We start from the raw sequence: 5,613 nt of genomic DNA, 5'->3' as shown, positions 1-5,613 counted from the left end.
CCAACGCGTTCCTGAAAAAAGCTTCGGCGTACTTTGCCGCGATGCAGCAGAACCGGCTCGGTTCGAACTGATGGTGAAGTACGCCGCCCCGGCCGCCGTGGTGGCCTGTCCCGCCGGCACGGCTGTGGTGTCCGAACAGTTCGACGTGGTCCGCATGGCTCGGCTGCTCGGGGTGTCGACATCGGGGTTCTACGATTGGAAGAAGCGAATGGCGGCAACGGAATTGACTGACCGTCAGCAGCGACGAGCCGATCCGACGGTGAAGACCCTCGACGCGCACGCCGACTCCGATGGCACCTACGGATCACCTCGCATCACCGACGAGTTGCGTGATCGCGGTGAACGGATATCGGCCAAGTCGGTCGCCGCGATCATGGCCTCGATCGGGCTGGAAGGCATCAGTCCTCGCGCCTTCAAGGTGAGAACCACCGTGGCCGACCCGGCCGCGTCGTTTTCGCCGGATCTGGTGTCGCGCCGGTTCGACCAGGGCCGTCCCGATGCGGTCTGGACAACGGATGTCACCTACTTGACCCGCGGTGAAGGCGACATGTTCCTCTGCGCGATCCGAGACGGACACACCCGCCGCGTGCTGGGTTACAGCATCGCCGACCACATCGGCGCGGGCATGGTCACCGCCGCCATCGACGATGCGGCCACCGCTCGCGGCGGCCGGGTCGAGGGCACGATCCTGCATTCGGACCGTGGTGGTGAGTTCACCGCGCATCTGACCGCGCAAGCCTGCGCCCGGCACGGGCTGCGGCGGTCGATGGGAGCGACCGGGATATGTTGGGACAACAGCGCGTCCGAATCGCTGTGGTCGAGCTTCAAGCACGAGCACTACTATCGGCATGTCTATGCCACCAAGGCAGAACTTGTTGCTTCGGTTGACAATTGGATGGACTGGTACAACTACCACCGTCGTTTTCTGGGGCACGGTCTGCTGTTGCGTGACATCGCGTAGGTCATGCGACACGGGCGGGTACGCGACAGATCTCCTGGGTTGTGGTGCTCGTGGATGGTAGTTGTATCGACTGCCTGCTGCGAGAAGGGAGACCACGATGCGGGCTTTTCCGGTGCGGTTACCGTCGGGCGCGCGGTATTGGACGGTGCTCGACGACGAGTTGACAGTGGTCGCGGACGCGGACATGTTCCTGCGGCACGTCCGGTTCGGGCGCGACGGGTCGGAGTTGACGACCCGCTCTTACGCGGGAGCGATCGCGTTGTTCTTGCGGTGGTGCGTCCGGACCGGCCGGGCCTGGCCTGATGGGGTCGCCGCGCTGGGCCTGTTCATTACCTGGCTGCGCTATGCCGGACCGGAGGCCAGCAGCGTCGATGTCGCCGCTGGCGGGCAGGTTCTGGCGGGTCCGGGCGCCGAGCCGGTGCGGGGTGCGCGCCGGATCAACGGTGTCCTGGCTGCGGTGCGGGGCATGGTCGCGCACGCGGTGTCGGTCGGGCGGGTGTCCGGCGATCTGTTGGGGTTGATCTACGAGTTGGCCGACGAACGTGACCTGCCCGAACAAGCCCGTGGTGAGGACCGGCGGATGGGGTGGCGGATGCGGGCGCGTCACTGGCTCCACGAACCCGAGACTGTGGTGGACCGCGCCAGCAACGAGGAGATCGTGGCACTGCTGGGGGCTTGCCGGTCGGCGCGGGACCGGCTGATGGTGTTGTTGCTGGCTCGCGCGGGGTTGCGCCGGGGTGAGCTGACGGGGTTACGGCGCAGCGATATTCACCTTCTCACCGATTCCCGGGCGTTGGGTTGCGCTATACCGCGAGCGCATTTGCACGTGGTGCGGCGCGACAACCCGAACGGGGCGTGGGCGAAGTCGCGGCGGCAGCGGATGGTGCCGTTGGACTTCCTGGTGGTCCAGGCGGTCGACGGTTACGAGTTCGAACGCCTGTCGGTGCCGCGAGCCGAGGAGTCGGATTTCCTGCTGGTCAACCTTTTTCGTGAGCCGATCGGCGCGCCGATGCGTCCCGACGCGGTAAACGAGGTGATCAGCGGTTGCGCTCGCCGCGCGGGCATCGAGCACATGCGCCCACACCGACTGCGTCACGCGTTCGGTTCCGATCTCGCCGACGCCGGCAGCGGTGTCGACGAGATCGCGTTGCTGTTGGGCCATGCCAGCATGGCCTCCTCGCAGATTTACCTGCACCCCGACCCGGCGCGGCTGCGCGAGGCCGTCGACCGGGTCGCCAGCCCCCGCGAACACGCCGGGGCGACTCGGTGAGGGTCGCACACGCCCTGCTGACACCTGCCGCGGCGACGCGCACCGCGCACGTGTTCGGCGACCTGGTCGTCGGCGGTGACGCCGCCGCGGTCGCCGCGGTCATCGATCCGGAGTTTTTGGCCGAAGACCGGATGGGATCCGGCTCGGTCGCGGACCAGACACGTGTCTGGTCGACCGGTGCGGCCGCGAGTGGGAGTCCGAGCGCACAGGGTTGTGCCCGACCCACGGCGAACAACTACGTGGCCTCCCGCCCCGCGAGCAGGCTGGGTTCTTCACCCACCCGAAAGTTCACGGACTGCCGGCCTGCCCGCCCTGCATGGTCGTCGCCTGCCTGCGGCAGCGCCGTCATCCTGACGGTCTCTACTGCGAAGCTCACCAGCAACGCTGGCGGACAGCGCTGAAACACGATCCGGACCTGAACGAAACACGCTGGCGGGAAACAGAAAGCCCCGGCGGGCGCGGCGGCGAGGTGATCCTGGCGGGGTTGCCACCATTGGTGGTCGCGCAACTGCTGGCCGGGTTGCAGCTGCGCTGCCGGAGCGACGCGGTCAAGACCAAGGACCCTGCGCTGCGGATGCTGGCCAACGACCTGCGGGCTCAGCAGCTGGAATCGCTGCTGGACTACCAGGTGCCCGACCGCGGCGACCATATCTTCACCGCAGTGGCAAACAGTCTGATCACTCATGCTCGCCGGGCCTTGTCCACCCCGGAAACCGAAGTAACCGGCAATGTTTGGGACCTGACGGTGTTCGGGCAGAACGGCACGATCGAGTTCACCAGGAACAGCCAGACCTGGCTGCGGGAATCAGTGAAACGGTGGGCTGCCGACGACCTACCGAAACGGCGGGTAAAACCCGGTCGGCGCACCAGCGCCAGTTTGGCGGTCCGACACCACATCGGCTGCCTGGACAGGCTGTCGGAATCGCTGCGGATGCGCCCTGACCGCGGTGACCGCCCGTCAGCTCTGGGTCGAGGCGATGTCGAGGCGTTCCTGCATCGGCTGGCCTACCTGGAATCGATCGGGAAGATCAGCGGCGACGCCAGGATCCGGGCCTGCCGCGAGGTCCGGGCAGTCTTGACCCGCGTCCGGGCGATGGGATTGACCCGCCCCGGCGGCCTCGCCGCCGGTCTCGGTGAGGACTTCGTGATCACCGTCGGTGATATCCCGGTGAAATCCGAACCACCGGAACCCAACCGCGACCTTCCCGCCGATATCACCGCGCAGGTCTGCGCGCACCTGCCGGAGTTGAACTTCCCGGAGATCCGCACCGCGATCGAGCTGGCCATCGACACCGGCCGCCGTCCCGAAGAGATCTGCTCACTGGATTTCGACTGCTTGGCCCGCGACGCTGCCGGGCACCCGGTGCTGATCTATGACAACCACAAGGCCAACCGGCCGGCCCGGCGGCTGCCGATCGGCGAGCAGACCGCCACCCTGATCACCGCCCAGCAGAAACGTGTCCGCGGCCGCTACCCCTACACCCCGGTCGGGGAACTGAAACTGCTGCCCACCGACCGCCGCAACCCTGGCGGGCGCCGCGCGATCACCGCGTTCAGTCTCGGGTTCGCCCACCGCGCCTGGGTCGACGCTACTCACCGTCGACGGCGTCGAATACGACAAGGCCAAGGTCGTGCTCTACGCCTGGCGCCACTCCTACGCCCAACGCCACGCCGACGCCGGAGTCCCGGTCGAAGTGCTGCGGGAACTCATGTCGCACCGCAAGATCGACACCACCAGCGGCTACTACCGTGTCGGAGAGTCCCGCCGCCGCGACGCCGTCGATCGTATCACCACCATGCAGTTCGACCGGCACGGCAACCGGGTCTGGCGCCACGCCAAAGCGTTGCTCGACGATGAACATGCCCGCCGCGCGATCGGGGAGGTCGCCGTCCCGTTCGGTATCTGCGCTGAGCCGAGCAACGTCAAAGCCGGCGGAGGGGCGTGTCCGTTCCGGTTCCGCTGCGCTGGCTGCGACCACTTCCGCACTGACGTCTCCTACCTGCCTGACCTGCACACCTACCTTGACGACCTGCTCCGGACCCGCGAGAAACTCCTCGCCACAACCGAACTCGACGACTGGGCCCGCGCCGAGGCGATGCCCTCCGACGACGAGATCACCCGCATCCGGGCGCTCATCGGCCGCATCGAAGCCGGGCTGGACGACCTCACCAGCGAACAACGCGACCAGATCGACCGCGCGGTCACCACCGTCCGCCGCCACCGAGCCACCATGCTCGGTATGCCAAAACGACCCCTGCCCGACCTGCGACCGGAGCGAACCTGATGACCGAACCAACGATCAGCCCGATGATCGCCGGCCGCCGCGCCGATTCCGACCGGCGGCGACAACGGGTGATCACCGCCATCACCGCCGGTGACGACCTCAGCGCCTCCGCAATCGCCCGCCGCGCCGGAGTCGACCGCACGTTCCTCTACCGGCACCGCGACCTGCTCGAACGCCTCCACGCCACCGCCACCCAACCTCACGACGACCCCTCCACCGGTCCTGCGGTCACCCGCGCGTCGCTGCGGGCTGACCTGCTCGCCGCCCAGCAACGCGGCGCCAGGATGGCCGCCCGCAACCAGCAACTCGAATCACGCCTGTCCGAGCTGCTCGGCGAACGGGCCTGGCGCGAAACAGGACTGGGCACACCGACCGATATCGACCAGCTTCAACAGCGCATCGTCAACCTCGAACAACAAGTGGTCGACCTGCGGCTGCAACTGGAAGAACGCGACCAGGACCTCGCCGCGGCACACACCACCAACCGGGAGTTCATGGCCCGGCTCAACAACTCCCACCACAACGGCTGACACGCTCACCCACAGTCCTTGCACAACACCTGTTGCACGACATACGCTGCACCTATCAGCCACGGACCTGCGGAAACGCAGCGAAACACGAGGCAATTCAGGCGATCAGCCCCAGAGAACCGACCGCACTCATCGATCGGTGGCATCAGTCCCGCCCGTTTCGAGCAGTCACTGACAATCGCAGCTCGAGCTGCTTAAACCCCTGTCCACCATTCGGGGTGAACCTCAAATAACCACTGTCACCTGATCGTGCAGCAGCCCTCTTCATAACCTGTGACTCAAGGCCTGTCCGACAAGTCGCATGTTATCGACTCGGTCGAAGTCTTCATGCGCGCAATCGACCTGAACGACTTCGATGCTGCCTACGATATATCCGCGCCACGCCTGCGCCGGACTCGTTCCAGTCTCCGAGATTCTGTTCCCTGAAGAATCAACAACTGCTTCGAAGAGCAGAGCGTTACCGGAGAAAACCGGCGATGAATAACTCTCCGCCAACTTGATGTTGTTCAGCGCTACTTCCATTGCCCGGTCGAAACCGTCTCTGATGGCCGGGGCGTCCAGTTGGTC

7 protein-coding genes are annotated in these 5,613 nt (G+C 66.3%); 6 read left to right on the top strand and 1 reads right to left on the bottom strand.

The window, feature by feature from the left end; genetic code table 11:
* The 6 genes from ACX4ZE_RS22395 to ACX4ZE_RS22370 all read left to right on the top strand — a co-directional run.
* Window positions 1-961, top strand: a 961-nt coding sequence (locus tag ACX4ZE_RS22395; RefSeq protein ID WP_480275444.1) for an IS3 family transposase, incomplete at its 5' end; no start/stop codon positions are given.
* A 97-nt stretch (window positions 962-1,058) separates the two neighbouring features.
* Entirely contained in the window at window positions 1,059-2,231 is a 1,173-nt protein-coding gene (locus ACX4ZE_RS22390) for a tyrosine-type recombinase/integrase (RefSeq protein WP_480275443.1), read from the top strand.
* A complete protein-coding gene (locus tag ACX4ZE_RS22385; RefSeq protein ID WP_480275442.1) occupies window positions 2,228-2,632 on the top strand; it encodes a hypothetical protein in 405 nt (134 codons plus the stop codon). Before ACX4ZE_RS22390 ends, ACX4ZE_RS22385 begins: the two co-directional genes overlap by 4 nt.
* Window positions 2,548-4,089 (top strand): hypothetical protein, encoded by a 1,542-nt coding sequence (locus ACX4ZE_RS22380; RefSeq protein WP_480275441.1) that lies wholly within the window; start codon window positions 2,548-2,550, stop codon window positions 4,087-4,089. Before ACX4ZE_RS22385 ends, ACX4ZE_RS22380 begins: the two co-directional genes overlap by 85 nt.
* The gene (locus tag ACX4ZE_RS22375) at window positions 4,028-4,516 is read left to right on the top strand and encodes a transposase (protein WP_480275440.1); all 489 of its coding nucleotides are present in this window, start codon (window positions 4,028-4,030) and stop codon (window positions 4,514-4,516) included. The genes ACX4ZE_RS22380 and ACX4ZE_RS22375 overlap by 62 nt, the downstream gene beginning before the upstream one ends.
* Window positions 4,517-4,539: 23 nt before the next feature.
* Window positions 4,540-5,046, top strand: coding sequence for a hypothetical protein (locus tag ACX4ZE_RS22370; protein WP_480275439.1), 507 nt, complete (start codon window positions 4,540-4,542; stop codon window positions 5,044-5,046).
* 264 nt (window positions 5,047-5,310) lie between these two features.
* Here the strand turns inward: ACX4ZE_RS22370 and ACX4ZE_RS22365 are convergent.
* Window positions 5,311-5,613 (bottom strand): hypothetical protein (locus ACX4ZE_RS22365; RefSeq protein ID WP_480275438.1); only part of this gene is annotated, 303 nt, incomplete at its 5' end.

The organism is Nocardia sp. TBRC8007 (assembly GCF_056629435.1).
The sequence above is the reverse complement of the archived record's forward strand: the minus strand, read 5'-3'. Positions and strand labels throughout refer to the sequence as shown.